General features: G+C 56.8%; 23 protein-coding genes. 4 read left to right on the top strand and 19 right to left on the bottom strand.

All coding sequences use genetic code 11. From position 1 onward, the window contains the following. Positions 1-13: 13 nt before the first annotated feature. From EXZ61_RS20780 to EXZ61_RS20830, 11 genes are all read right to left on the bottom strand, one after another. Positions 14-220, bottom strand: a complete 207-nt coding sequence (locus tag EXZ61_RS20780) for a zinc-finger domain-containing protein (RefSeq protein WP_142813829.1) — start codon at positions 218-220, stop codon at positions 14-16. A gap of 33 nt (positions 221-253) precedes the next feature. Next, complete coding sequence (locus tag EXZ61_RS20785; protein ID WP_142813830.1) at positions 254-1204, bottom strand: branched-chain amino acid transaminase; 951 nt, start codon at positions 1202-1204, stop codon at positions 254-256. A 99-nt stretch (positions 1205-1303) separates the two neighbouring features. After that, positions 1304-1708, bottom strand: a complete 405-nt coding sequence (locus EXZ61_RS20790) for a glycerate kinase (RefSeq protein WP_142813831.1) — start codon at positions 1706-1708, stop codon at positions 1304-1306. A 41-nt stretch (positions 1709-1749) separates the two neighbouring features. Continuing rightward, positions 1750-3144, bottom strand: a complete 1395-nt coding sequence (locus tag EXZ61_RS20795) for a wax ester/triacylglycerol synthase family O-acyltransferase (protein WP_142813832.1) — start codon at positions 3142-3144, stop codon at positions 1750-1752. 165 nt (positions 3145-3309) lie between these two features. After that, complete coding sequence (locus tag EXZ61_RS20800) at positions 3310-4683, bottom strand: ATP-binding protein (RefSeq protein ID WP_237219026.1); 1374 nt, start codon at positions 4681-4683, stop codon at positions 3310-3312. Next, complete coding sequence (locus EXZ61_RS20805) at positions 4680-5351, bottom strand: winged helix-turn-helix domain-containing protein (RefSeq protein WP_142813833.1); 672 nt, start codon at positions 5349-5351, stop codon at positions 4680-4682. Before EXZ61_RS20805 ends, EXZ61_RS20800 begins: the two co-directional genes overlap by 4 nt. A gap of 15 nt (positions 5352-5366) precedes the next feature. Next, on the bottom strand, positions 5367-6062 hold the full coding sequence (locus EXZ61_RS20810; protein WP_142813834.1) for a cytochrome b/b6 domain-containing protein: 696 nt from the start codon (positions 6060-6062) through the stop codon (positions 5367-5369). Beyond that, positions 6059-6547 (bottom strand): diheme cytochrome c, encoded by a 489-nt coding sequence (locus EXZ61_RS20815; protein WP_142813835.1) that lies wholly within the window; start codon positions 6545-6547, stop codon positions 6059-6061. Before EXZ61_RS20815 ends, EXZ61_RS20810 begins: the two co-directional genes overlap by 4 nt. Before the next feature lie 39 nt (positions 6548-6586). Then, positions 6587-7000 (bottom strand): DUF1924 domain-containing protein, encoded by a 414-nt coding sequence (locus EXZ61_RS20820; RefSeq protein ID WP_142813836.1) that lies wholly within the window; start codon positions 6998-7000, stop codon positions 6587-6589. 79 nt (positions 7001-7079) lie between these two features. Next, entirely contained in the window at positions 7080-7703 is a 624-nt protein-coding gene (locus EXZ61_RS20825; protein ID WP_142813837.1) for a hypothetical protein, read from the bottom strand. An 80-nt stretch (positions 7704-7783) separates the two neighbouring features. Continuing rightward, a complete protein-coding gene (locus tag EXZ61_RS20830) occupies positions 7784-9472 on the bottom strand; it encodes a M14 family zinc carboxypeptidase (protein ID WP_142813838.1) in 1689 nt (562 codons plus the stop codon). Between the two features lie 404 nt (positions 9473-9876). On the opposite strand from EXZ61_RS20830, the gene EXZ61_RS20835 reads away from it, so the two are divergent. The 4 genes from EXZ61_RS20835 to EXZ61_RS20850 are packed head-to-tail and all read left to right on the top strand — an operon-like array spanning position 9877 to position 13511. Then, the gene (locus EXZ61_RS20835; RefSeq protein WP_142813839.1) at positions 9877-10116 is read left to right on the top strand and encodes a hypothetical protein; all 240 of its coding nucleotides are present in this window, start codon (positions 9877-9879) and stop codon (positions 10114-10116) included. A gap of 21 nt (positions 10117-10137) precedes the next feature. Beyond that, a complete protein-coding gene (locus EXZ61_RS20840; protein ID WP_142813840.1) occupies positions 10138-12066 on the top strand; it encodes a hypothetical protein in 1929 nt (642 codons plus the stop codon). Beyond that, entirely contained in the window at positions 12041-12799 is a 759-nt protein-coding gene (locus EXZ61_RS20845; protein WP_142813841.1) for a hypothetical protein, read from the top strand. Before EXZ61_RS20840 ends, EXZ61_RS20845 begins: the two co-directional genes overlap by 26 nt. Beyond that, positions 12786-13511 (top strand): hypothetical protein, encoded by a 726-nt coding sequence (locus EXZ61_RS20850; protein WP_142813842.1) that lies wholly within the window; start codon positions 12786-12788, stop codon positions 13509-13511. Before EXZ61_RS20845 ends, EXZ61_RS20850 begins: the two co-directional genes overlap by 14 nt. Positions 13512-13522: 11 nt before the next feature. On the opposite strand, the gene EXZ61_RS20855 is transcribed toward EXZ61_RS20850, so the two are convergent. The 8 genes from EXZ61_RS20855 to EXZ61_RS20890 all read right to left on the bottom strand — a co-directional run bounded on the left by EXZ61_RS20855 (position 13523) and on the right by EXZ61_RS20890 (position 24242). Further along, the gene (locus EXZ61_RS20855; RefSeq protein ID WP_142813843.1) at positions 13523-15076 is read right to left on the bottom strand and encodes a DNA cytosine methyltransferase; all 1554 of its coding nucleotides are present in this window, start codon (positions 15074-15076) and stop codon (positions 13523-13525) included. Positions 15077-15393: 317 nt separating this feature from the next. Then, positions 15394-16290 carry a DMT family transporter gene (locus EXZ61_RS20860; protein ID WP_142813844.1) on the bottom strand — a complete coding sequence of 299 codons (897 nt, stop codon included), beginning with the start codon at positions 16288-16290 and terminating at the stop codon, positions 15394-15396. Positions 16291-16309: 19 nt separating this feature from the next. Then, positions 16310-17677 (bottom strand): DNA repair protein RadA, encoded by a 1368-nt coding sequence (radA, locus tag EXZ61_RS20865; RefSeq protein ID WP_142813845.1) that lies wholly within the window; start codon positions 17675-17677, stop codon positions 16310-16312. Between the two features lie 547 nt (positions 17678-18224). Then, positions 18225-18830 (bottom strand): hypothetical protein, encoded by a 606-nt coding sequence (locus EXZ61_RS20870; protein ID WP_142813846.1) that lies wholly within the window; start codon positions 18828-18830, stop codon positions 18225-18227. Continuing rightward, positions 18827-20815 (bottom strand): hypothetical protein, encoded by a 1989-nt coding sequence (locus EXZ61_RS20875; RefSeq protein ID WP_142813847.1) that lies wholly within the window; start codon positions 20813-20815, stop codon positions 18827-18829. Before EXZ61_RS20875 ends, EXZ61_RS20870 begins: the two co-directional genes overlap by 4 nt. A gap of 11 nt (positions 20816-20826) precedes the next feature. Further along, complete coding sequence (locus EXZ61_RS20880) at positions 20827-21552, bottom strand: DUF2345 domain-containing protein (protein ID WP_168224845.1); 726 nt, start codon at positions 21550-21552, stop codon at positions 20827-20829. Between the two features lie 132 nt (positions 21553-21684). After that, positions 21685-22152: a hypothetical protein gene (locus tag EXZ61_RS20885; protein WP_142813849.1), complete on the bottom strand. Its 468-nt coding sequence runs from the start codon at positions 22150-22152 to the stop codon at positions 21685-21687. 182 nt (positions 22153-22334) lie between these two features. Beyond that, entirely contained in the window at positions 22335-24242 is a 1908-nt protein-coding gene (locus tag EXZ61_RS20890) for a hypothetical protein (protein WP_142813850.1), read from the bottom strand. Positions 24243-24382: the final 140 nt, after the last annotated feature.

Raw genomic sequence — 24382 nt, forward strand, 5'->3', positions numbered from 1 at the left:
GGCAAACGCGGGCTCAGTGGTGGCCGTCGAAGTGCTCGCCGTCTTTGAGCTTGTACACCGTGCCGCAGTAAGGGCACTTGGCTTCACCGGTCTTGGCCACATCCAGATAGACCTTGGGGTGGGTGTTCCAGGTTTGCATGGCCGCCAAGGGGCTGGGGCAAAACACGCCGCCTTGGTGGTTCAGGTCTTTGGCCAGCAGTTCAATTGCAGAGGTAGACATAAGGTGTTCCTGTGAGGCTATGGGGTGTGCAGATCAAACTGCAGACAACCAGTGTGCGTATTTGGGGTTGCGGCCGTTGACGATGTCAAAGTAGGCGCTTTGGATCTTCTCGGTGATCGGGCCACGGCTGCCCACATAGCCCGCTTTGCCCAGCTCAATGCGGTCTAGCTCGCGAATGGGCGTGACCTCAGCGGCGGTGCCGGTGAAGAAGGCTTCGTCACAGATGTAAACCTCGTCGCGGGTAATGCGCTTTTGCACCACTTCCAGCCCCAGGTCTTTGCATATGTGCAGCACGGTGTTGCGGGTGATGCCGTTCAGGGCACCGGCCGACAAGTCGGGGGTGTAGACCACCCCGTCTTTCACCACAAAGAGGTTTTCGCCCGCGCCTTCAGACACAAAGCCCGAGCTGTCCAACAACATGGCTTCGTCGTAGCCGTCGTCGGTGGCTTCCATATTGGCCAAAATCGAGTTGGTGTAGTTGCTCACCGCCTTGGCCTGGGTCATGGTGATGTTGACATGGTGGCGGGTGTAGCTAGAAATCTTGACGCGAATGCCGCGCTTCATGCCCTCTTCGCCCAAGTAAGCGCCCCATGGCCATGCAGCCACCATCAAATGGATGGTGTTGCCCTTGGGCGATACGCCCAGCTTGCGGTCACCAATCCAGGTCAGGGGGCGCAAGTAGCCGGATTCCAGCTTGTTTTCACGGATCACGGCTTTTTGGGCCTCGTTCACCTGCTCTTGGGTGAACGGAATCGCCATGCGCAGAATTTTGGCGCTGTTGAACAAACGCTGGGTGTGCTCTTCCAAGCGGAAGATGGCGGTGCCATTGACACCGTTGTAGGCACGCACCCCTTCAAACGCGCCGCAGCCGTAGTGCAAAGTGTGGGTGAGCACATGGATCTTGGCGTCGCGCCAATCCACCATCTGGCCGTCCATCCAGATTTTTCCGTCGCGGTCTGACATGGAGGGAGGAATTACGGTCATGGAAGCAGTCCTTGTAGTGAATCGGTTGCGGGTTGGCAAAACGCTGATTTTACGGGGCCGCTCAGGACCCGGGCGCACTGTTTGCGAAGCCTATGAGGCTTATGGCGACGCCTCAGGCTGTTGGCGCACCAAGTCCCAGCTTTGCAGCTTGCCGGCCAAAAAAACGGCCGTCACGGTGGATTGGGAGCCATCGGTCCAGGCGTAGACCTCGGGTTGCGTGTCGGTGGGGCTTTGCAGTGCGCCCAACGCGCGCGTCATGGCCACCACATGCAACAGCGGCATGCCTTTGCGCAGCTTGGCGTTGAGCATGACGGCGCTGTCCACATAGCCCACGGGGCGGTGGGCCGCGCGTTTGAGCACTTGCAGCATGCGCGTAAAGTGCAGCAAAGCCCACATCACCAAAGCGCCTAGCGCCATGGCCACACCCGGCCAGCCCCAGCGCTGGTAAGACAAGCCGACGGCCAACACCGCCAGCGCAGGAACCCATAGTTTTTGAAAATGCATCAGGCTATTTTGCCTGTGCCGTGCCGCATGTCAGAACGTCTTCAGTCCGCCGCGTGCGCATCTTGTACGGAGGTTTCCAGCTCTGTAAAAGCCTCGTCCACATACTCGCCTAGGCGCTGCAGATTGGGGAGTTCGTTGGTGGCTATCAGGCCAAAAAACAGCTCACCCGCGTAGCTAAACAAGGTGATGTTGAGCAAATTGCTGGGCGGCAAGGTGCTGATGGGGTGCATCTCTTCCAGCCGGCAGCCCTTGAGGTACAGGTAATCCTTGGGTCCGGGCACGTTGGAGACCAAGGTGTTGCCCATAGGGGGCAAGGTATTGCTGAGCTTGAGCAGCTCGGCAATTTGCGCCACTAAGCCGGTGATGATGGTGTACGACTCAATGCCCTCGGGGGCCACGTTATCGATCATGGTGCGCACATTGCGCAGCGAAAACCCGATGTTGCGCAGCCGCACATACGGGTCGTCCGTGGGTGCTGACAGCTCAACCTGGATGATGCCAATCTTGTTGCCCCCCGTCTTCTCACCCTCTTTGCGCAAGTTCACGGGCATTTGGATGGTGATGGGCTGGCGCAGCTCCACGCCTTGGTCCCGCAAGTAGCGGCGCAAAGCGCCATCCAGACAGGTCAGCGCCACATGGTTCACCGTAGAGCGGGTGCGCTCGCGGATCTTGTTGACGCGCTCCATGGACACCGCAGCGGTCGTGAACTGCCGCCCTGAGGTCACCTGACCGGTCAGTGGCGTTTTTGCGCTGGACACAAAGGGCAAGGCAATCGCATTTTTGGTGAGGTTCACGCTCTCTAGCAGCAGCATGGCTGCCAAGCGCCCAATGCCCAGCAGGCGCGAGGTATTGCCCGCCACCTCTTTCCACACCGACTGCATGACCACTTGGCTGGCGCTGCGGTGCTGCTGGTTGCGTGCGCCGTGCTTCAGCGTCCACACGGGGCGAATATCGCCACTGGCGGCACTGTCAGCCAAGCAACTGGCCATCCAGCGTGCCATGGTGACTCCGTCGGCCAAAGCATGGTGCACCTTGTGGTACATCGCGAAGTGGCCACCTTCCAAACCATCAATCAGGTGCATCTCCCACAGTGGGCGGGAGCGGTCCAACATGGGCTCATGCAGCTTGGCTACAAAGTCGTACAGCGCTTGCCGGTCGTTCAGGCTGCGCGGCAGTTTGTGATAAAAAATGTGCTGGTCCAGGTCAATGGACTCGGCTTTTTGCCAGCGCGGCATGGCACTCAACGAGAAGTGGATGACACGGTTAAACGGGGCGTGCACGTCGGTGAAGCCACGAAACTCGTTGCATAGGTCTTTGGCAAAACTGGCCTTGGCGCCCTTGGGGCGCGAAAACATCATCAACCCGCCCACGTGTTTGGGGCTGGCCTCGGTTTCGGCAACAAAAAAGCCAAGATCGAGAAGGGACAGTGTGCGCATGGTGCTCCGCAGTGGCAAAAAAGGTTCGGGGGATCGTGCCAAGAAGCACCCCGCCATTGTGAGCGGGCCAAGGCCCCACGGCAAGCTGGGCAAACCAGTAGGGCCGCCATTAGGCGCATACACCTAGCAACATGGTGGGTTTTCACCCCACCACGCTTCTGATCCCTATGGCGCAGAGACAGGCGGCCACTCAATGCGCACCGCCAAACCCCCTAGAGCCCAGGCGCGGCGCACCTGTATCTGTGCACCAAATACTTCAACCAGTCGCTTAACAATCGACCAGCCCAAGCCGCTGCCTGACGCATCCTGCCCGAGCACGCGGAAAAACCGTTCACCCAAGCGCGCCATCTGCGCCTCATCCAAGCCAGGCCCACTGTCTTGCACGCATAAGAACACCTGCCCGGCCTGCTGCCCTACCTCTAGCTGCACCTGCGCGCCCGTGGGGCTGTAGCGCAAAGCGTTGTCTAAAAGATTGCGCACCAGCACGCCCAGTAGTACCTCATCACCCTGCACCCAACAGGGCGCGCTGGCTTCTAGCTCCAGCACCTGCTGGCGCGCCAACGCGACGGGCGCAAGCTGCGCACCAATGCTGCGGACCACGGCAGACAAGTCCACCGGCTTGGCGGCCAGTCTGCTGGCGGCGTCTGCGTGGGACGCACCCTCCAAGCGCGCCAGTGTGAGCAACTGATCAATCAAGCGGGTGGCGCGGTCGCAGCCTGCAATCGTGGCTTGCAGTGCATGTTGGCGCTCGGCTGCGTTGTCTTGTGCGCCCTGCGCCACTTGGGCTTGGGTGCGAATGACTGCAATGGGCGTGCGCAGCTCATGGGCGGCATCTGCCGTGAAGCGCCGCTCCGCATGCACCATGCGGTCAATACGCACAAACAAGGCATTGAGCGCATCCACCAAGGGGCGCACCTCGCTGGGCATGGGCGAGACCACCAAGGGCGCCAGCGCTTGCGGGCTGCGCTCGCCCAGCATCTGGCTCACTAGGCGCAAAGGGCGCAAGCCTTGGCGCACGGCCCACCACAGCGCTAATGCCAACACAGGCAGTGCCAAGCCCATGGGCACCACCACACTGCGTAGCACCACCCACAAAATGGAGTTGCGCGATTTAGTCTGTTCGCCCACATACACCCGCACATCGGCCTCCGCACCCGTGGTGGCAAACACCCGCCAGCGCGCGCCATCGCCCAGTTGCACCGTGGTGAACCCGCTGGCAATGTCAGCCATGGGGGCGCTGGGTGCATTGCTTGAGCGCAAGCTCAGGTGGCCCTCATGAAACACCTGAAACGCCACCTGCGGTGCATATTTGTGCAACGAGGGGGCGTCTGCCACATCCTCTTCCTCGGCATCCACACGGGCTTGCTGTGCCACCAAGAGCGCTGCGGCCTGGGCCAAATGGCCGTCCAGCAACTCGTCAATCTCGTGGCGGGCTTCCATCCAAATGACGGCAGCCACGGCCAGCCAAATGGCGCTGACCAAGGCCAGCACCAAGACCAGCACGCGCGATTGCAAAGACGCCAAGCGCAGCGCCATCATGGGGTTGGCGCTGTGCGCTGCATGGTGTAGCCAATGCCGCGCACGGTTTGAATGGTGTCGGCACCCAGCTTGCGGCGCAGATGGTGGATATGCACCTCAATCGTGTTGCTGTCCACCTCATAACCCCAACTGTAGAGCTGCTGCTCCAGCTGCTCGCGCGACAAAACCCTACCGATGTTGAGCATCAGGGCGTGCAGCAAGTCAAACTCGCGGGTGGACAAGCTGACTACCGCCTCATGCAAGCGCACTTGGCGTGCCGCCGGGTCCAAGCACACAGCGTCACAACGCAGCACCTCTTGCACTTGGCCATGGGCGCGGCGCACCAAGCTGCGCAGGCGCGCACCCAGCTCAAACAAGTCAACAGGCTTGACCACGTAGTCGTCCGCCCCACTGTCCAAGCCGCGTATGCGCTCAGGCACCGCATCGCGCGCTGTCAGCACCAACACGGGTGTGCGCACATTGCGTGCGCGAACGGCCTGCAACACATCCATACCGTCTTTCAAGGGCAGGCCCAAGTCCAGCACGGCGGCAGCAAAGTCGCCGCTGCACAACTCGCGTTGGGCTGCATCGCCATCGCGCACCCAGTCCACCTGAAAGCCCTGTTGGCGCAGCCCGGCACGCAAGCCGTCACCCAGCAAGGCATCGTCCTCCGCCAACAAAATACGCATCGTGCTGAACCTTAACTAATCGTCTTCGCTACTCTGTTTCCCACTGGCGGTGCTGCTGGTTTGCGCGGCATCGGCGCTGGGTGCGTGTTGCCACTGCCACCCCCAAAAACCCAGCACACAGGCCAGTACAACCGCTGCCAAGGAGCCCCACACGCGGGCAATGCCTTGGCTCGGCGTGCCCATTTTGCGCCCAGTGACCATCGCCCGCACCAAGTTTTCATGGTGCAGCCAACTGGCCACCACCACACCTGCCACATGCACCCCCACCAAAAACAACAGGGTGTTGGCCGCTGCTTCATGGATGCCGTCTAAGCCCTCTGGACCCACATCGTTGTACAACGCCCAGCCAGTGGCAACAATGACCACGCTGCTGACCAGCATCAGCACAATGGCCAAAGCGCCCGCCGGGTTGTGACCCACATGGTGCTCAGGCTCAGCGCTGCCAAGGCTGCGCACGTACTGCACCACCGCCTGCGGACCGCGTACAAAGCTGGCAAAGCGCGCATAGCGGGTGCCCACCAAGCCCCACACCAGCCGGAATGCCACCAAGCCCCCCAAGGTGTAGCCTAGGCTGATGTGCACCAAACGCCAGCGCTCTGACTCAGACGTGATGTAAGCCCCCGCAAAGCTCAGCACCATGAGCCAGTGGAACACGCGCACCGGCGCATCCCACACCCGGATCGATTGGCTTGAAGTAGTAGCGGCTGTCATTTGGGAATCCGTACTGCGTCTTCGTTAAAAATGCCTTTGTCGGCACCGGCATGGCAGGCCATGCAGTTGGATGCGCTGCGCACCGAGGCACGCTTCCACACGTCGGCAGGCACCTCGCCCTCGCGGTGTTTGCGCAAGAACCAGGCGGTTTGGGTAATGCGGTTTTGCGGCGGCTCCTCGCTCACGCGGCGGTAGGTGCCTGCATTGGCACCCAGCCAGGTGCTGAGCTCGCGCACCGTAGCGTCATCGAGCGACGCATCTGCGCCGTAGTGCTTGGTAAGCCCTGACATGAGCTTTTGCCACGAAGCCGCAGGCATCATGCCGGGCGGGTAGGCGATGTGGCAGGCCGCGCACTCTTGGCGGTATTTGGCGGCTGCTTGGGCGCTGCCTGCGGTTTGCGCATGGGCGGTGCCCAAGGCCAAGCCGCTTCCCAGCAAGACCCACAGACAGGCGTGGCGCATGGCTGATTGACTGAATAAGTTCATGAATTTCTCCTCGTAGTCGCGACGAATGAACGGGCTGCTTTAGCGCTTGAGCGACGTCAGCCACGCCAACACATCGGCCTTTTCGCCCGCCGTGCATTCACGCCCGACCACGTCGTTGCAGTTGCGGCGGAACCACTTCTCGGTTTTGGCGGTGTCCGTAAAGCGCTCGGGGTTGAATGCGGGCGCCAGTGGGCCAATGACCTTGCCCGTGCTTGCGTGCTTGCCGTCTACCGTGGGCACGGCGGTGTGGCATGAAGCACATGCCCAGTCTTTGCCGTGTTTGCTGGTGAAAAACTGCTGGCCGCGCGCAGGGTTCGCAGCTGCGCCTACCTGCGCGCTGTAGGCGGCTAACTGGTCTGCGGGTGTGGTGGCGTGGGCGCTCGCCCACAACCCTAGGGAAAGGCCACTGGCGAGGCACACGCCCCGCAGTGTGGATTGCCAACTTGCTTGCATAGTCACTCCTGGTTGGAGTGAACTGTAGAAAGCCTAGATTAAGTGATTCTTAAATGGGCACGCGGCCCCGAACGCCTGCTCAGCCCTCAACAGGCAGCAGCATGGCAATGCGTTCGCTGATGGAGTCAGCACGCTCATGGCCGGCAACTTTTTCAATCTCGGTCAGCATGTCACGGCTTACTGCCAGCATGGAATCGCGGTCTTTGGCATTGCGCAATGCTTCGCGAAAGCCGTCAGCCTGCTCGGGGGCACGGCGCGCGAACATGCGCTCACACAGGTCAAACAAAAACATGCGGGTGGTGGCCAAGGAGCGCTTGCCCTCAAACGTGTCAGCCGCAGACTTGGCGGGCGCCGCCACAGGTTCGGGTGCCGGCTTGCTGTCTTCAAAGCGTTTGCTATCTTCAAACCGCTTACTGCTCTCGGAACGCTTGCTGCTGGAGCTGGACGACGATGTAGGCGCTGGTTTGCTCGGGGACGCGGGTTTGGTGGAACCCAAGGGGCGGTTGAGCGCAATGCCCTCTAGATAGCCCTCGCTCACCAAGCGGGTGACCAGCTGCTCGACCTGACCATCAAAATACGGGCTCACGTCGTGGATGGTTTTTTGCCCATCCGCCAGCAGCAAGAGCGTGCGCTCGCGCTGCCCTAGAGTGCGACCACCGGGCTGCAATTCCAAACGTGCTTTTTCAGTTTTTTGTAGTCTCATGATCGCCATCCATCCAACAGAGACCGCGATTGGACTATCCCTTTGTTACAGGTCCGTGAAAAAAGGCACGTTTAGGTGCCTTACACAAGGCCAAACACGGGGTAACGCATCCACTCCGGCTCATGGAAACGCTGGCCGTGGGCAAAGATGAATTGCAGCACGGCCTGCGCGTCGCCGCAGGCTTCAGGGTTGGCTTGCTTCCACGCCTCCAATGCGTCCCGCAGGCCGGGCTCGGCCTCTAGCATCTCCAGTGCGGTGTCTTCAAACACGTAGTCAGAAAAGGTCTCCTTCTTTTCCAACACACTGTTGAAAAAGCCCCAGCGGAAAAAGCTGTCGTGTGCCTCAGGCTCTAGGGTCTCCACCGCATAGCGTGCGCGGGCTTGGGCCAGTGGCACCACCCAGTCACCGGCATAGGCTTGCACCGTCTCCACATGGCGCGTGAGCTCCACCGTGTCGTGAAACATATGGCCCTCATACGGCGTGGCGCGGGGCTCCACCGCGCGGATGCGGTACACCTGCACTTGCAGCAGCTGGTCGGCATCCACACGCTGCATTTCTACGCGGTTCCACTGCAAGCGCTCCACCGCCTCACGCCACGCCTGCGGCACCAGATAGGCGCGCGGGGTGCGCACGCGGGTTTGCACCGCAAAGTGGTTGAAGTAGTCAATGTCACGCTCCCAAGGCTGGCTGCGGTCGTAGCTCAGGCGCTGGTAAAGCCCTAAGCGGCTAGGGCTGCGCACGGCTTGGTAACCCTTGAAGCGAAACGGCGTGGGCTTGTCCCAGTTCACCTGCCACTGCACCGGCCAGTCGGTCTGCGTGGCCGCCGCCTGCTTGGCTTGGGCGCGCAGTGTTTGAATCTGCTCGCTGTGCTCTACCGTGAACTCCAGCACCACCTCTACCAAGGCGCGCATAGACGCCAAGCGGTCCGCATAGGGCTTGAGCATGTGGGTCTCGGGCATAAAACCAATGGTGTGGTGCAGCGCCGCATAGCCGGTAGAAAAACGCGGCACCTCCAAAAAGTCCACGATGCCGTCGTCGGGCGTGTCCTTGCGCGGGTTGACGTAGGGGCAGGTCGGCCACCCACGGGCTTGCATGGCGCTAAAAATAGCGGGCTGCATGGTGTCGCGCAGCAGGGCACCCAAGCCGCCCCCCAGCTTGTCGGCCTGGGTTTGGATCAGGGTCATGGTGTACTGGTAGTCCGCCCCGTTAGAGGTGTGCGTGTCCACCATCACATCGGGGTCCCACTCCGTAAAGAAGCGGTTGAACACTTGGGCGCTCAGGCTGTCGCATTTCAAAAAGTCGCGGTTCAGGTCTAGGTTGCGCGCATTGGCCCGAAAGCCAAAGGCCTCAGGCCCCACTTGGTTCACGCGCGAGGTGGCTTGCCGGTTGTGGCAACCGTCTACGTTGTAGATAGGAATGAACAAAAACACCGTGCGCCCCAAAGCGGCCAAGCGCTCTGGCTGGGTACACAGGTCGCGCACCAAGGCCATGCAAGCGTCAATGCCTTCAGGCTCGCCGGGGTGAATGCCGTTGTTGTTGAAGAACACGGGACGCCCTTGCGCCTTCAAGGTGGCATGGTCGAGCACCCCGTCCGCGCTGATGACGCCTGCGTGGATCGGCCAGCCCCCGTCAGAGCGGCCAATCTCGAAAAAGCGCAACACCGTGGGGTATTGCAGGGCCAAGGCCTCATACCAAGCAATACAAGGAGCCCAGGTGGTGGTTTGGTTGCCGTTGCCAGCTTCAAAAGGGGTTTGCGCAAAAGAGGTCATGCGAGACACGTCCACAAAGATTCAAAAAACAAAAGCCACCGTGGGCTTGAAGTGCGCCGATTATCGGGGCGGTGTTGGCGAGGCAACTCTGGCCTGGCGCGCGCTTAGCGCAGCGACATCAGTGCGCGCTCAGCACGGAGTTCGCGGAGAAGCAGTCGGTAGAGCGCAAATCAACGTCTTACATGTTGCGCCTAGGTCTAGCTCAAACATCCCTCCGCTGGAACGCGAACAAAGATTTATTTCGCATAGATATCGCTAAAAACCATCTTCTATGGCACCTATTTTTGAATACATGAACAATAAACTTGACTACATTTCTAATTTGTAGAAGAATTAAGGCATTAAAAAACGATCCAAAGAGATCTGGTAGATCAGGGATCCCCTTTGAATTGCGTAGGAAGAAAATGGTGACTGAATCGGATAAGCGAGATGCTAGGGAAAAGTTTGTTGAACTAGCCAACAAGCGAGTCACCCGTACCATCAAAGACCTTCGACTCATCGGCAACTTAGCAAACAAGCGCAACTACAAATATGACGACGCTGATGCAAAGAAAGTGATTCGCGCTTTGCAACGAGAAATGGATGCGCTTAAGGCTCGCTTTAGAGGCGACGACGGTGACGAGGATTCTGTTTTCACACTTTAAAGAATAAACAAGGGAGGGCGAATGACAACAAACTGGGTGTTCCCACAAACATCACCATTTCAAGTCCAAGGAAGAGACCTGTCGGAGGACAACTTTGCGCAGGAAGAGCGCAGTAACTTAGAAATTTTGATTCGTGAAGCGCTTCAAAATCCTTTGGATGCGCGCTCACTAGACAACACCGGCCCGGTAAAGGTTTGCGTGAATGTTCTTAAGCCCGGCGAGTTCGACGTGGGGTACCTCAGCGATCTCATGAGCAAGGAGTTTAGGGAGCGACTACTTGCCTCTGACGCTGACCCGCTGCCACCGATTTCCGTAGCCTCGGTACTCGTCATCGAAGACTTTGGCACAACAGGATTAGAAGGGCAATGGAAAAACCCAAACGCTGATGGTCCTGGCGAAAACTGGAACGCATTTTGGTTTCGAGAAGGAGAAGGAGCGAAGTCGGCTACTGGCAGCAATGGCAGAGCCGGCCAAGGCAAGATCACTTATTACCGCGTCGGCGCAGCGCGGTCTGTATTCGGCATGACTATTCGCAAGTCAGACGGCAAGACACTTTTAATGGGGCGCAGTGCATTTCGCCGTGTCTATCCCTACAACGATTCAAAGTATTCAAGACATTCATTTTGGGGTACCGGCATTGAACAACCTCTGCCTGTGGTCAACAGCAATGAAATCACGAGGTTTTCCAACGCCTTTCATCTAACCCGAAAACTTGAACCGGGACTTAGTTTGGTAATCCCGTTCCCGATTGACTTTGACATCGGTAACGCACTCACAACAGTCATCACGGAGTTCTACTATCCCATTGCCAAGGGAAACCTTGAAGTGACGCTGAACGGCGAGTCAATTGGTGCGGATAACGTTGAAGAAATCGCCATGCGAGTGCTGCCAGACAAAGCCGCAAAAGAAAAGAAATCAAGTTTCAGTCAAGGGTTCCGAGCCCTAGTACGCGCCGTCATTGAGGATGAAAAATTGGGCGTTGACCTCCCTCAATTGAAACCCGGGTGGGATAAGACACCGTCCTTGAAGGATGATGCATTTGAAGAAGGCGTCTTGACAAAACTCCGAGCTCGAATGGAAACCGGCGAAAGAATTTCTGTGCGATGCCCGGTGAGTGTTCGGCCCAAAAAGGGCGAAGTAATTCAAACTTCTTTCGACGTACATCTTGAAGTACCAGAGGATCTAGACCGTACTGAAGAAGCCTACGTCAGGCGCGACTTACTGATTGGCTCAGAAAGCCATTTGGTCGGCAGTTCTTATCTGCAAAAGTCACGCGGCCTCACTCTTGTCTTGAATAATGATCTCTCCGCTTTTCTTGCGGACGCTGAAGAGCCAACCCACCTCAAATGGAATGGGAGCAGACCACGCTTAGCGGAGGTTTATTCAAATCCCCAAGCGACACTTCGCGCAGTAAGGAACGCCGCACCGAGAATTTTGGCTCTCGTTTCAAACGGAGTAGTCAAAAGAGATATTCGAGCGCTGGCGAGGCATTTCTCCAAACCCGCAGAGGACGGCAAGCCAAAGTCACCAGGGGGGCCAAAACATGGCGATAGAAATCCAAGTGACACTCCACCAACAGAAGTGTCTGTTCGTAAGCCATTCAAAATTCACACTGGTCCTGACTTCGTGATCGTAAAGTCCAATGGCACAGCTGCACCACACGTTAGTGATTTGCCCATTGAGTGCTCACTTGAACTTGCGTATGAAGGACTGGACCAAGATCCCTTCAAAGCCTATGACCCATTTGACTTTGATTTGGCGGACACCAAAGCGCACAAGATTGAAAGTGCTGGAATAACTCTAATTGACCGAAAGGAGAATCGCATTCGGTTTTCGATAGTTGACCCAGAGTTCGCGTTAGAGGTTCCAGGTTTTGACGCAAACATCCGACTGCGGGCCCGCTTGAACTACACGGAAAAAACCAATGGCACGACTATCAGCGCGGAGTAATCCAACGGGTCTTCGAGAAATCGATCGAAGTAAAGTCACCCTAGCTATTTCCGACATCGGCAACCGCCAGGCCTTTTCTTTGGAGCGCTTGGACCTATCAAAAACCGAGTTCAAAGAGCGGCTGAAAGTCGTCGTGATCGCTCGTGCCGGCAACACAAGCGCGCGTTTCGAGTTGGGAACGACTGATAGCTTTTCTCGCGAACCACATGCAATTGCAAATTTAGATTTATCTCATCCATTGCGATTTCGAATACTTTTGCATGAAGAAGGCAGTCCGAAACTTGTCGGTTCAGTTGAGAACTTGAGGGCACGAGACGAATCACAAAGCGAAAGCTTGCTCCCAATGGAATCAGCACATCTTGGTGAACGTGTTTGGCGACTGCTGATTACTGACGACGGACCCATTTTGCAGTTCAATTCTGTCGTGTTTCCGAGTGCTGCAGGAGCGGAGAATTTTTTACCATTTTCTTCATTAGTGCTTCCTGAAGCACTTCGCCAAGTAATGCAAAAAATTGCGGAAGACCCAGCTGACTTAGACGACGATGACAGTCCATGGCATCCATGGGCAAAGTGGCTGGATGCGATTGGCGCGTCAAGACCGCCTAGCTTCGACGATGCGGAAAAATCATCAAATTGGTGTGATGACGTAGTTGATCGTTTTTGCACTCGCAGTCGATTTGCCACCACGTTGCAAGCAAACTTACTAAAGGGGGCAAGCAGTGATCAAAACTAAGTCACTTAATTCAGCAGGTATCGCGGTATTTGAGAAATGGTTAGAACATCCCGAAGGCGAGACTGCATCGGCACTATTGGCCGACAACGCCTATTTGGATGAGTTTGCTGACTTGCAAATTGATCCCGACCTACTGTTCGCGTCGCGCCTAGAGTTCGGCAGCAAGCTAAATGAATGGTTTGCAAGCGCAGATTTCCATTCACTTATGTCCTCAGATTCAGATGGCTTCTGGGCATGGTTAGCGTTAGTCTATTTCAACCAGTTAACGGCCAAGGGCATACGTCGTAGTGAGCATTACATTGTGAAGCGCAAGGGGTCGACGGGGTCACTTGCCTATCGGCATGCCGTACGCACTCCTTATGAACTGGTGTTCATACACGGCGAAAGCGCTGAGATTTGCTTGAGTACACCAATGCATACGTTCGGCGATATGACTGAACAACTTGCGTCTAGGCAATCAATCGCGCACAACAAGGGTTTTTTTCAGACTGCTAGTGAGTTGTATATCAAGAATGGGGTCTTAAAGCGCGGCGCCTCATCAAAACCCAAAAAGCCAAAAGACCGCAACCCTGGTGAACGGACTGGTCTTGGTAGTGTCAGGAGACTAGCTATTGCGTTGCAACGACTCGACCTAACCTTCGACACTGAGGAAATGTTGGCATCCCAAATGAAAAGAGTTCTACCAAAGGAATTCGGTAAGTATGTTGAATAGTGGGCCAGTGTCTATTTCTTTCGACTCGCAAGCAAGTCATTGCAAATGGTCGCTATTTGATTCGCCAGTAGCGAAGGCACCGCATTTCCAACTTGATGAAACTGCTGAGTTCTGTTTCCTTGGAAAAAGTAGTTATCAGGAAAAGTCTGTAATCGCGCAGCCTCTCTCACAGTGAGACTGCGGCATTGCGAGGGATCCGGATGAATGAAGTAGTGCCCATCTTTAGATATGTGGCTGGTTACTGTAGTGCTAGGCCGTGTGTATAACTGCACCTTGAATCGGTCAGCAAACTTGCCTGATTCCCAGTTGGCGTGCGCAGGCGCAAGGCTAGGTAGTGCAAAGTCTGTATGGCCTTTAGGTGAGCGCTCAAAAGTATCAGCAAAGGTAGAGGCAAACAGGTAGCGACCTAAGTCGCTGGTCATGTGTGATCGCGTTTCGTGATTCAACCAAACATCAAGCTGCGTATCTGTCACCCACTCCGAATACCTATTTTGTGAGTTCTCAGCTGGCTGTGTATGTGGAATGCGAAGTCCACCTGTTCCCAATTCATCAGAGAAACGGGATTTCAGATTTGACAGTGCCGTTGCCATCTGCAGTTCACCTGCATCTCGTGCTTCTTGAGCCAAACGAACAGACAAGTCCGAGACTGTTTTGGCCCATGTGCTCGCTGAGTCGGACCGCCCTAACTTACTACGCAACTTAGGCAAATTGAAAAGCGCCTGCTCTAGCGTAACTGTGTGATCTGCACGAGAAAGGCGAGCAAAAGATTTCCCTCCCAACTCGCTTTTTCGAATGCCCAAAAGAATGACGCGATGTCGCGCTTGCGGAATTCCATATCGCTCTGAATAGATGATGAAGTCGCGTGGATCAATGCTTTCAGGATCCATGCCATAACTGAAAGCAGTGTCCGTGACCAATGAATGAATGACGTACTCCGGGCCGTCACCTGATTGCGTCGCAATGCTTGGATTGGACAAGTCACGCAAGATGTCATGAAAGACCAGCTTGTTGTTCACCTTTGACGACAAGATGCCTTTAACGTTTTCCATGACAAAGACCGCTGGCGATACTTTTTGCAAGATCCGCAAGTACTCTTTGTACAAAAAGTGCCGGTGATCATCCTCGGCTTTGTAGTTTGCCTTGCCGAGATTCCGAGCTCTACCCACCAGCGAATAGGCTTGGCATGGCGGGCCGCCAATTACCACTGTCTTGTCTGAAGAGAGTTTGGCTGCCGCAATAATTTTGTCTAGTTCTTCGTTACCAGCTTGGCTACCTAGGGTAAGTTGCCGCGCTTCAGATGTAGCTTTGGCCCAAAGGTCAGGGGCAACGTCTTTTGGATGAGGGGCGGAAGATGAATGGCAAAAGTCGTAATAGGCACTGAGTGCATTGCGGTCCTGTCCACGCTTCGCATGTCGAAAGTAGCTGCGCAAAGTTAATGTCTTGTGAGCGCTCTCTTCCATTTCTGCCGAAACTACGATTTCAAAGGCTTTTCCACCATTTAGTGAGGCGAAACCTTCGCCAAGGCCGCCGGGGCCTGCAAACAGATCAATGACTTTGTAACTCATGCTTATTTGACTCAACTGAACATAGGTTCAGGAGCTTGCTCATTTATTTTGATGCACTTAGGGTGCCGAATTTCTCCAACCAATGCTTGGCGAGTGCATACACGTCAACCTACTACACAACCAGGTTACCAGGTAACAGAAGACTAGACAAGTACTGCAACGTCGATTTTCCCTCTACAAAGTAACCCAAACAACGTTCTAGCGCCCATCATATATGAGCAAGCAGCTATCAAATATATAGCTTGCACCATCCGCAACAGAGTGACAGCTACGTGCGTATATGCGTTGCGCAGCTGGCTTTGGGTGCGCCCCCGCCCTTACCGCAGCAACACCAGCGCAGTGCCCAGCACGGTGAGCGCTGCGCCTAGCCATGCGCCGGGTGCGGGCGGGCGGCCCACGCGCAGCCACAGCAGGGGCAAGACCAACACCGGCGACACCGAGGACAGCACGGCCACCATGCCCAAGTCGCCGCCCTTGAGGGCCAAGAGCACCAGCGTCATGCCCACGCCCATGGCCAAGAAGCCGTTGATGGCGGTGAGCCCCACCACGCGCAGGGTGGGCGCGGCCTGCGGCCTAGAGGCGGCAAAGCCACTCCACAGCAACACAAACTGCGCCGCGCACGCCACCGACACGCGCACCGCGGATGCGGCCACCGGGTCCACCGCGCCTTGCAGCACGGGTTTGACGAGCAAGGAGCTCAAGGCCTGGCAAAACGCGGCAAGTAGCCCTAAGGCCACGCCTGCGCCTACGTGGCCACGGTCGGCCTCCCAGTCGTGGGTTTCTTCTTTGCGCCGCCCCAGCACAATGGCCGACATCACGCCTGCCACGGTGAGGCCCGCGCCAATCGTGGCCTGCACACTCATGCGTTCATTGAGCAGCCAAAAGCCGAGCAGGGCGCTGAACACCGCGTGGGTGGCAAAGAGCACGCCAGAGCGTCTTGGCCCCAAGCGGTTCATGGCCGCAAACATGGCCGTGTCGCCCACAAAGATGCCGACCAAGCCGCTCAAGCCCACCCACCCCACCGACTCCAGCGGCAAGGTGCGCCAGCCCCCGGTGTAGGCCACCACGCTCCACAGCATGATTGAGACCAACAACATGCGCAGCCGAGTAAAGGCAAATGCGCCCAAGTGGCGCGAGGGCTCTACCGACAGCATGGCGCCCATGGCCCAGCAGGCGGCTGCGCCCAGGGCAAACAAATCGTGTGCGTTCAACATTCAAACTCTCTCACGCGCGCTAGAGCAGGCCGCGCACTACTTCCATGGCTTGTTCTACCCGCTCCACGGGGTGAATGGTCAGGCCCTCAATGGGCTTTTTGGGCGCGTTGGCCTTGGGCACGATGGCCACGCTAAAGCCCAGCTTGGCCGCTTCTTTGAGCCGCTCTTGCCCACGCGGGGCAGGCCGCACTTCGCCAGCCAGCCCCACTTCGCCAAAGGCAATAAAGCCCTTGGGCAATGGCTTGCCGCGCAGGGACGAGGTGATGGACAGCATGACGGCCAAATCGGCCGCTGGCTCGGTAATGCGCACGCCGCCCACGGCGTTCACAAACACGTCTTGGTCCATACACGCCACGCCCGCATGGCGGTGCAACACGGCCAAGAGCATGGCCAAGCGGTCTTTGTCCAGCCCCACCGACAAGCGCCGGGGAGAGGGGCCGCCACTGTCTACCAAGGCCTGAATTTCGACCAGCATGGGGCGCGTGCCCTCTAAGGTGACCATCACGCAGCTGCCGGGCACGGGCTCGGCGTGTTGGCTCAAGAAGATAGCGCTGGGGTTGCTCACACCTTTGAGGCCTTTTTCGGTCATGGCGAACACGCCGATTTCGTTCACTGCGCCAAAGCGGTTTTTGATGGCGCGCACCAGCCGGAACTGGCTGTGGGTGTCGCCTTCAAAGTACAGCACGGTGTCCACCATGTGCTCTAGCACGCGCGGGCCGGCCAAGGCGCCTTCTTTGGTGACATGGCCCACCAGCACAATGGCCGTGCCGCTGGACTTGGCCGCACGCGTGAGGTGCGCCGCACATTCCCGCACCTGCGCGACCGAACCCGGCGCACTGGTGAGCTGGTCGGAGTACACGGTTTGGATGGAGTCAATCACCGCCACATCGGGCTGGGTGGCGTCTAGCGTGGCCAGAATTTTCTCAAGCTGAATCTCGGCCAGCACCTTGACCTGGGAGTGGTCCAGCCCCAAGCGGCGCGAGCGCAAGGCCACCTGCGCGCCACTTTCTTCGCCCGTCACGTACAAGGTGTTTTTGCCCGAGCGTTGCAGCGAGTCCAAAGCTTGCAAGAGCAAGGTGGACTTGCCAATGCCGGGGTCGCCGCCAATGAGCACCACCCCGCCTTCGACCATGCCGCCGCCCAGCACACGGTCCAACTCTTCGTGGCCTGTGGGCGTGCGCTCTACGTCTGAGGCTTCAATGTCTGACAGCACCGCAATTTCTGCCGTCTTGGCCAAGGAGGCAAAGCGGTTTTTGGTAGGCGCATCCGACTGCGCCACCGATTCCACCAGCGTGTTCCACGCATTGCAGCTAGGGCACTTGCCCAACCATTTAGGACTGGTGCCCCCGCATTCGGAGCACACATAGATAGATTTGTCTTTGGCCATAGCGCAATGGTACTGTACAAAACCACAGAGGAAAACTCTGCACAAACGGCATTTGCTATGGTTTATATAGCTTCTTACGCAATATCCATGGGCGTCAGTGGCACTTTTGGAGGTGGATTCAAGTACAAAGTGCAACGGAATGCAGGGTAAGAGGTCTTACGGGTAGGTTGTAGAAGACCTCATGTGGGGTACGGTAGCCTAGGCATTTGCGCGGCCGGTGATTGAGTAGGTAGGCAGTCACTGACTTGCTGGGGTGAGAGGCTCAAGCGCAGATACAGCTCAACGAGCTGCCACTGCTGTGGATCGAACTGGCGGGCGTTGCGACGCTGCCTCTGTCGCGCTGTGGCTCTTTCTTGGACCAAGTGTGTATAGGTCATGGTGCAACGATTGAGACTGGCCGGTCACAAAAGTGCATCCTATTCACTCTTGGCCCAACCCGTTTCTAAAACGTTGCACTGCGTACTTGAATCCGCTGCTTGAATAAAGCAGCTTGCATGAGTCGCCTCCGCTTGGGCGCAGCAACGCCCGGAACGGTATGTGTTTGAGGCTAATGAATTTGTTTATCAACAAACCCAGGCTTGCATTGCGGCGCTTCAAACTGCTTTTGCCATGGGGTTGGGGGGCTGCCGAAGTCCCCCCAGCACTTGCCATCTTTAATGGGCCAGTTTTCAAAATCTAGGCTATTGACAATGCGCCAACCCACTGGGGTTTTATTCAAAAACCATACGATGCGCCCCCTTCCCTCTGGCAGCGGTAAATGACGCAAATCCGTGATGACTTCGACAGCGGCTACATCGCCCTCAACCACTGGGGTAGCGATTTTGGTGGGTAGGGCGGTGTCCTGCATATCACGTAGGAGTTCGCTGCTACCAACTGTGTAACGTCCACTTTTTTGGCATGGTTTCTTTTTATCTTGCGAAACCAATAAAGACGCATCAAAAAACTGAGATTGCAACTTGCACAATCGACTCAGGTCATATTTTCCGTTGTATTCAGCGTACTCAAAATTGTTAATGGAGTACGAATACATCTTCGTCATGAGCTGCTTGACCGCCTTCTGATCCTCCGTCAGCGTGGCCGCCCATCCGTGGGTGAGCATCAGACCCAACACACACGCAGCGAGGCCACGCAAAGCCTTGATAGATAACTTCATTTCAGGTTCGCCTTTCGTTTCTCTTCGTCCAAATACTGGTTAAACAAACCCATAACGTAAGCCAAATCCATAGGTTTGCCTTCTGCTGTTTTGCGTTTCGCGTTGTGCTTGCCACCGGGCAGACTACTCCACTCGCCGGGCAAGGTGGTGTCGGTAATGGCCTTCTCGATGTCCCCCTTTCGGATGAAGTTCAACGCCCCCCGGTCATACAGTTTCATGACGGCAATGCGGTGCTGTATCTCGGGGCTGAATTTGTCTTTGCCTGCAGGCACAACAATCAAGCCGAGATCAAACTTCTCCTTCCAGGTACCGTACAGAATTTGGTACGCACCCGCAGCGGTAGAGCCTTTCTCAGAATTGCCGTTGCCCTCCCAGGGGTGGGTTTTGTAGGAGACAAAGCGCCGTGAACCGGGGTTGTTAGGCAGGGCTGCAAACAGCATGTTGAATCGCTTGGTGTCATCCGGCTCTTCTTGGCCTTCATATTCGCGCAAGCAACGCAAAAACGCCAAGATGCGCAGAGTGGGCATGGGGTCATAGACCTTGCGGTAAATGCGCGGGTGGGGGTTGTAGCGAAGCCAATTAGGTTCACCGGGACTGGGGTCTTTAACGCTCTTTGGAGGAATATGGTCGCTGATATACCCGTCGTAGCTACGTATATCAATATGCCCAAAGTTGGGTTTATTGCTCTCTGCAGGTGACACATCTGCCAACTTAAAGTCAATTTTCTTCCCTTGGGTCTTGTATTCCTTGACCTTCTTTGCAAACGCGTCGTTACGACGCTCTTTTTCTAGGGTTTGGGCGGACCAGGCATACACAATCACATCGCCCGCAGCGGCCCAGCGCGGGTCGGGCACCGAGTCGGTCACGTCCATAAACCCACGGCTCAGCAGTTCAGCCCCTGCATCGCTGGCGGCCTCGTTGCCCGGCGCTGTGTGGATGACGTTGGCCCGCATGAGCGCAATCTTGACGTAGGCATAGCAATAGCCTTTTGCTTTGTCACTTCCTTTGACCGGGTAGTCCTGCAACTTCTTGGTACCGTTTTTCTCTTTGGCCAAAAAATTGTGCGTGCCACCGGTGATTTCATAGGCCGTTTGCTCGGTGGCAATCTCTATCAAGTGCTTCACTTGCTCGCTCATGCTGCCGCTGTAGGCCACCGTTGTATCGAAGGTTGCAATGGCGCTGGAGGCACCTGCTGCGGGCGCTGCTTTGGATGCCCCTTGTTTGCCGGATGCGCCACCCGCCTTGGCCGCTGGACTTGATGGCCTTGCTTGTGCCGCATTCACATCACCAAGCCCAAACAGATGCAAGGTGCTCATGAGCCAGCGGCCCCACCAGTCGCGCGACTTTTCTGTATAGACAGCTACTGGCTCGCCCTTGCGGTTGCGACCGGTGGCAAGCGGGGCCGATGCGCCTGTCTTAGGCGCTGCGGCACGTTGGGGGTCAGGCAGCTTTTTGCTCACGGGTTTGGGCACAGCAGCCATGTTGGTGGCGGCTGCAATTGGCGCTGGTTGATTGCGCCCCTCATCACGGTAGCTGGGGCTGACTGCGGGCTCCGAATCGGCGGGTGCTGCAGGTTCTGCGGGCTCTTTGCTGACTACGCCAGCATCTTCCGGCTCAAAGCGCGGAATCTGCGCCTCTATCTCTCCCGGCTCGCCCGCGTGGAGCTGGGTTTTCGCTTCCAAGACCACGGCCGGGCTGGTGTAGGTCCAACAGGCATCCGCGCTGCTGGTCGTGCAACTGTCAATCAGCTTGTAGCTGCCGTCCATGCGCTTGACGGAAATCTCAATAGGTGTTTCAGGCCATGACCAAAGAAGTGGCAAGCCTCCGTCAGCGTCCGTAGTTTTTTGATATTCCTGCTCGCCCACTTTAATCAGCACATCCAGATGGGCGATGGGCAGTCCATCCAAACCCAAGAAGTTGATGGCGGTCGTGGGAGCGGTGACCGCCGCTTCGGTGCTAGGAACAGTTGGTGTTTCAGTTGTCATGCGTGTTCTCTTTATGCGTGTTTGACGTCAGCACTTTTGCCCCATGGACCATCACCCAATACCACGCGCACGGTTTCTGGTTTGTCCGAGTAGATGGGTGGCGTGTTGCCTTTGCTGTCTAAAAAACCTTGCGCAAGAAGTTCGCCTGTGTCGTTGTAGGCCCTGAACTTTGGAAGCGCTGCCGCTTTGGTCTGACTGCCCACCACCCCCACTTTTCCCACTGCGTTGATTTGAATGCTGTACGGCTTGGGCAAGTTCTCCGGCACAAACGGCAAACTCGGCATGCTCACACTCCCCGCCTTGCCCGGTGCCAGCCCGTGATAGGCCGCATGCGCCACATGGCTGCCGGCTGTTTGGCTGTGGATGCCGGCTGCACTCCACACCGTTTGGCTGCCGCCGCCGTTGATGACCAGCCGCTCTTTGGCCATGATGCTGACCCGGTTGGCGGTGACGGTGATGTCCAGCTTGGAGAGCAGGTTCACGCTCTTTTGCAGGGCTTGGATGTCAATGTCTGCTTTGGCGCTTACGAGTTTGATGCCGCTGTGCTTGGGGTCTTTCTTGCCTTTGCCGTAAGCAAACAGCTTGATGGCTTCTTTGGCACTCAAGAGCCAACTCTTGACGGTAGACGTGCTCACATGCCCACCCGCGCTGATGGCATGGTGCGCCTGGCGGTGCTGGTGCGTGCTGCCTGCGGTGGTGCTCTCAATCAAGGGGCCGGCGATCAGGGGTTTGCTCACTGAAGTCGCTCTTTTTTTGATAGCTGTTCAGGCACATCCAACGTGCGTGATCGCCCTTTTTTCTTGTAAAAGTCAGCTTGCATGACACGCATCCGCGCTCAAGTCAGACGTTCTGATGGCGAAAAGGCACAACTAATCCACAAACTCCACGGTTTGCAACAACTTGATGAGATAGGGCACCAAACTCTTTTTAGGTTCTCTTAGCGCACCGGCATTTGTAGTACTTGCACACAGCACCACCGGGGTACGCATCAGACACGCTGAAAACATGCGCTCACGCCGCGTCTCCTCGCCTATGGTGACGTTCTCCACGCGGTAATACCCGGTGGCGTTAACCGCATCAAGTTGCCCCCCAAAACGCGACTTTGCAAGCAACTTGGCCTGCACAGGGTTATCGATGAATGCTTCATCCGCAGGGCCAACTTCGATGGGATGGATCACCCATTTACCGGACACAGGGTCACGCATGGCACCGTTGTTCACATCTTTGTCGATGTCCATGTAGGCATAGGACTGCGCAGGTTTGCCGTTGTCTGACTCTGCAAAGGGGCGGCAATCAAAGTTCAGCATCATGGTGACACTGGGATAGAAAGGATTCATACCCCGATAGGACAGACGGTCCTCACGAAACCCGTTATACAAATCTTGATACTTGAAACGACAGTCGCCGACCTTTGCTTGCACTATCGGTGCAGCAGCCCGGGAAACACCTGCATCCGCCCAGCAGATATGTACGCAAAGCACATTGAAAACAATCGCACTGACAGTTGCTAAACGCATATTCAGACCCTCCGTGGTGTCATGGTTTCAGGCAGAAGCGAGGTGCCGCTTGCGGTGGGGAATTGCATCTCGCTGACCACCATCAGCACCTGCGTATAAGCACAACACCTGTCCACAAAGCCATTCAGGCTCAAGCTCCAGGGCGTATTGACCGCTCCCGGTAAATTGACCTTGGCGCACGCCTCCCAGAATGAAACGCTGCGGTAGTAGCTCAGCGTAGCGTGAGGTGCGGCGTACTGCGCTACCGTTTGACGTTCCAGCACATGCGCACCGTCCGCATTGCGATTGGCGTCCTTCATCGCCCAATAAAAGCCGGCGCTGTTGGCGGCGTCAGCTAAACGCCTGTCATTCACGTCATCGCGCCACCCCTTCATTTCCTGAGTCAATGCCGGAAAGTGAGGGTCTTGCAAACCCGCATTGCTATTGGCGCTGTGGGCCTGTTTGGCTGCGGCTTGGAGAGCCGCTTTCAATGACTCAGGAACACTACGCCCAATCCACTGCCAGTAGTCAATGTAGTTACTCGCATGCGTCAGCTGCAAGAAACCACGCCCAAACCATGGCGCGTACCAGTAGCCCGTTGGGCTACCTTCCTGCAAGGCGCTCAGCCAAGCGGTTTCCTGAATCGCATTGCCGAAGAACGAAGCCTGTCGCTTGGGCGACGTGATGCCAAATTTGCGCATCATGCGATTGAGCGGATCAGCCTGCGCATCAATCAAAGCGCTTGCTGGCGTGAAGTTCAAAGGCTCCCAGTGATAGCGATGCTCCAACGGGCTGGATGCATTGGCTTTGTATTTCTGGTGCCGTATGACCTTCATGGGCACCATCTGCTTTAGCTCGCTCTTACTCAACCACCCACACCTACGCATCTGCTCAATGAACTCCAAGGGATGCAAATGCCACTGCGCATCCTTGTAGGCTTGCGGCAAGTCCGTCATGGTCAGCGCCTTGATGTGTGCTGACAGCTTTTTCCAGTTCTCCCCGGTAGCGTCGCTCTTGAAGTAGTCCTCTTCCTTGATGTGCCCATAGCGCGCTTCAAAGTCGCCTTGGTCAAACTCCGTGGGGAACTTGCAGATGGCTTTGCGCAGCTTGTGCGCAATCGCCGCTTTGCTGGTTTGCTCAAACAGGCGTGTGGGCTTGGCCCGTGCCTCTTGCTTGGCCTGCGCCCCTTCTATCTCGCTCGTCAGAAGGGTCTTGAGTTTGGCACTGTCACAGCGCTGGTCGGTGGTGCGGGTGTCATCGCCGATGCAATTCCAGCCTAGCACCGATGGGAAGTCTGCATCGCTGAATTTGCAGCTGCCTGCGGCGTTCAGGTCTGCCCACACCTCGCCTGCGGGTGTCACTATCTTTCTCCAGTGGGCTGCGTTAGTGGGTAGCGGGTCTTTGTCGGTGGCTGCATCCCCCCAGCCTAGGTTGCGCCCAAAGCGCAAGAGTTCGTACCAGCCGCTGGGGCTGCTGCTGGCCTTGTATGCCGCTGGCAGGCTGTTGTGGCGGGTGTTGGCCTCCTGGTACAGCTTGTATTCGGCTTCTGTGTCGCTGCGCGGGCTGCCGATAGGCGCGCCCTCCACCGTGTAGCTGGTAAGCGTTGCATTGCCTGCGTAGCTGATTTGCACCCATTGGGCTGTGCCCAAGGTTTGCGCGGCTGCGCTTTGCAGGTGCTGGGTGGGCACCGTGCTTTGTACCGGTGTGCTCTGTGGCAGGTAGATGTAGGTGCTGCCGAACACCGCATCGGTGCGGCCATCTTTGCTGGGGGCGGCATCCGCGTTAGGCCAGGTGGAGGGGTCTTGCCCGAGCAGCTTTTTGAGGTTTTCGTCGTTCAAACAAATCTCAAAGTGCATGTGCCCAGGCTGGGCATAGATGTGGCTCAGGTACGCGAACACGTTGTAGACGCGCTGCCGTGGGATTACTTGCACGAGTGCGGAGACACTGATGAGGACTTTCCTATTCTCAGAAGCTCCTTTTTTGATAGCGGCTAGCGCAAATTCCACGGTCGCTATCGGCCTTTTGGGCCTAAATAAAGCAGCTTGCATTAATCGCCCCCGCTTAGCCGCAG

The organism is Rhodoferax aquaticus (genome assembly GCF_006974105.1).
In the GTDB taxonomy this organism is placed as follows: domain Bacteria; phylum Pseudomonadota; class Gammaproteobacteria; order Burkholderiales; family Burkholderiaceae_C; genus Allorhodoferax; species Allorhodoferax aquaticus_A.

What these genes read in the sequence shown, in the direction of transcription:
- EXZ61_RS20780 (WP_142813829.1), bottom strand. Translation starts at nt 220, where the DNA reads ATGTCTACCTCTGCAATTGAACTGCTGGCCAAAGACCTGAACCACCAA.
- EXZ61_RS20785 (WP_142813830.1), bottom strand. Translation starts at nt 1,204, where the DNA reads ATGACCGTAATTCCTCCCTCCATGTCAGACCGCGACGGAAAAATCTGG.
- EXZ61_RS20790 (WP_142813831.1), bottom strand. Translation starts at nt 1,708, where the DNA reads ATGCATTTTCAAAAACTATGGGTTCCTGCGCTGGCGGTGTTGGCCGTC.
- EXZ61_RS20795 (WP_142813832.1), bottom strand. Translation starts at nt 3,144, where the DNA reads ATGCGCACACTGTCCCTTCTCGATCTTGGCTTTTTTGTTGCCGAAACC.
- EXZ61_RS20800 (WP_237219026.1), bottom strand. Translation starts at nt 4,683, where the DNA reads ATGATGGCGCTGCGCTTGGCGTCTTTGCAATCGCGCGTGCTGGTCTTG.
- EXZ61_RS20805 (WP_142813833.1), bottom strand. Translation starts at nt 5,351, where the DNA reads ATGCGTATTTTGTTGGCGGAGGACGATGCCTTGCTGGGTGACGGCTTG.
- EXZ61_RS20810 (WP_142813834.1), bottom strand. Translation starts at nt 6,062, where the DNA reads ATGACAGCCGCTACTACTTCAAGCCAATCGATCCGGGTGTGGGATGCG.
- EXZ61_RS20815 (WP_142813835.1), bottom strand. Translation starts at nt 6,547, where the DNA reads ATGAACTTATTCAGTCAATCAGCCATGCGCCACGCCTGTCTGTGGGTC.
- EXZ61_RS20820 (WP_142813836.1), bottom strand. Translation starts at nt 7,000, where the DNA reads ATGCAAGCAAGTTGGCAATCCACACTGCGGGGCGTGTGCCTCGCCAGT.
- EXZ61_RS20825 (WP_142813837.1), bottom strand. Translation starts at nt 7,703, where the DNA reads ATGAGACTACAAAAAACTGAAAAAGCACGTTTGGAATTGCAGCCCGGT.
- EXZ61_RS20830 (WP_142813838.1), bottom strand. Translation starts at nt 9,472, where the DNA reads ATGACCTCTTTTGCGCAAACCCCTTTTGAAGCTGGCAACGGCAACCAA.
- EXZ61_RS20835 (WP_142813839.1), top strand. Translation starts at nt 9,877, where the DNA reads ATGGTGACTGAATCGGATAAGCGAGATGCTAGGGAAAAGTTTGTTGAA.
- EXZ61_RS20840 (WP_142813840.1), top strand. Translation starts at nt 10,138, where the DNA reads ATGACAACAAACTGGGTGTTCCCACAAACATCACCATTTCAAGTCCAA.
- EXZ61_RS20845 (WP_142813841.1), top strand. Translation starts at nt 12,041, where the DNA reads ATGGCACGACTATCAGCGCGGAGTAATCCAACGGGTCTTCGAGAAATC.
- EXZ61_RS20855 (WP_142813843.1), bottom strand. Translation starts at nt 15,076, where the DNA reads ATGAGTTACAAAGTCATTGATCTGTTTGCAGGCCCCGGCGGCCTTGGC.
- EXZ61_RS20860 (WP_142813844.1), bottom strand. Translation starts at nt 16,290, where the DNA reads ATGTTGAACGCACACGATTTGTTTGCCCTGGGCGCAGCCGCCTGCTGG.
- radA (WP_142813845.1), bottom strand. Translation starts at nt 17,677, where the DNA reads ATGGCCAAAGACAAATCTATCTATGTGTGCTCCGAATGCGGGGGCACC.
- EXZ61_RS20870 (WP_142813846.1), bottom strand. Translation starts at nt 18,830, where the DNA reads ATGAAGTTATCTATCAAGGCTTTGCGTGGCCTCGCTGCGTGTGTGTTG.
- EXZ61_RS20875 (WP_142813847.1), bottom strand. Translation starts at nt 20,815, where the DNA reads ATGACAACTGAAACACCAACTGTTCCTAGCACCGAAGCGGCGGTCACC.
- EXZ61_RS20885 (WP_142813849.1), bottom strand. Translation starts at nt 22,152, where the DNA reads ATGAATCCTTTCTATCCCAGTGTCACCATGATGCTGAACTTTGATTGC.